Genomic DNA, 1,921 nt, shown 5'->3' on the forward strand with positions numbered 1-1,921 from the left:
AAGTCCAGCGGGAAATTGGGACGACGTCTTGAGGGTTTTGGTGGGGTTTGTTTCATGAATTGCGCCCATTAAAAAAATAATGGACATCATCTTCAATAACTTGATGGAGAATTAACAGACGGCGCTGGGCGTACGCTTACCAAGGACAGCCGATACGCGGATTATCGCGCGCAATGGCAGCGGTCGGGCTATCCGGCGCAACAGTGGCCGTCAGGCGAGCGGAGGACAGCGTTGGGTGTTACCGGATCGCAAGCCATGATGGCAATGCGGGTCTGCCCCCCAGGCAGGCGCTGCCGGGGGCATGCCCGGGTAGGGGCCTTGCCGCCAAGGACAGACCGGCTCGTGAGTGCTGGCTCCTTCGACTTAAACCTTAAACGCCGCTGGGCAATGGCAAATACCGAACGGAAAACAGCAAGCACCAAGCGCCGACCGTCAACGCCCGACGACGGATGCCGTAAGCCGAATGTCCAACGCCGAATGCCAAAGCCAAATGCAAAATGGCGAATGCTCAAACAACAAATCGGCAAACGGCAAACGCCAGACGCCGAATGGAAATGCCACTAGCCGCTCGGAAAGCGTCAGACGTCGGGCAGTGCGACGCTCTATCCGGTATCGGTAGGGGGAGATAAGCGCTGACTGCCGAGCCGGCGGCGGGAAAAATGCGCGTGTTTCGCCGCGTGAATTATTTGCGCCGGGAAACCAGCCTTGAAATAAGGCGGATTGCACAATGAGGCGTCAAGCGTGCACCATTTTGCGGCAGGGGGGGGTGAAATGATTTTCGCGCGGCGTGTGGCAAGAAAAAAAACTTTTTATGGTTTTTCAGCCATATATAAGTAGTACCCTGCACGGTAGGTTTTTTTTTAACCGTTCGCGTTCAAGGGACTTGTCACGATGCAACCCAGAGTTATTAGTGTTATTAATCTTATTATTAGCTAATTATTCTAATTACTGTCAATATATTGACATTATGTGTTTCAGACGCCGTTGGGATAGCTTAATTATTTGATATATGGCCCATTGCAGTTGAAATCACCATGATAAAGGCCACGCGCATTGCCAAGGTGTGTTCCGAGATTGCCGTCGCAACCTTTTTACGGTGGCGCGGCGCCTTGTTTAACATGCCAGGGTTAATACCGAATATCATACCTTTAGCCTTGCGGCTTCGTTCGCCGCAGCGGGCTTGAGGTGCGTTATACCCGCAAAGCGGGAATCTGCAGAGGGCTTGACAGGGGTCCGTGCAATAATAAAAAAACAGGAGTGCATCACTAATGACCAACATCACGAAAAAAACGCTTCTTGCCGCGGCCGTGTTTACCGCCATGGGAATGGGCGTTGCTGGACAATCTTTTGCCGCGGACGTTCCCGCCGGCGTGCAGTTGAGCGACAAACAGGAATTGGTACGTGGCAATGGTGCCGAGCTGCAATCCCTTGATCCTCACAAAATCGAAGGGGTTCCCGAATCCAACGTCAACCGCGATGTGCTGGAAGGCCTCATTATTAACGACCTGCAGGGCCGGGCCCAGCCGGGCGTGGCGGAGAGCTGGGAAAACAAGGATTTCAAACTTTGGACGTTCCATCTTCGGCAAAACGCCAAATGGTCCAATGGCGATCCGGTCACCACGCAGGATTTCGTCTACAGTTGGCGCCGACTGGCGGACCCCAAAACCGCGTCTCCTGTGGGGTGGCAAGCATTTCTGGACTATCAAAGGGAACGTTGGATTAGTCGTAAGCCCTTTATTGACGCGGCTTACAACGATTTTAAGGATTCTGGACTCATTGCAAAAAAATGATCAGAAAATGATTTTTTTGCACTATATTCTGGACTGGATTGGTTGTAGTTTGAGTAAGTTTGAAAGCCGTTTAAACGCCTTTTGAGCATCATCTTTAAATAAAAATAATTATATAAAACATTAAATTAAGT

At 51.0% G+C, this 1,921-nt stretch carries 1 pseudogene; it reads left to right on the forward strand.

Features of this window, described 5'->3' with window-relative positions:
* Nucleotides 1-1,268 precede the first annotated feature (1,268 nt).
* A pseudogene (locus ACMX3H_RS18775) lies at nt 1,269-1,703 on the forward strand (ABC transporter substrate-binding protein); the annotation flags it as partial.
* Nucleotides 1,704-1,921 lie beyond the last annotated feature (218 nt).

Origin of the sequence: Sodalis sp. (in: enterobacteria), assembly GCF_047607725.1 — a bacterium.
GTDB lineage: Bacteria > Pseudomonadota > Gammaproteobacteria > Enterobacterales > Enterobacteriaceae > JBLKSS01.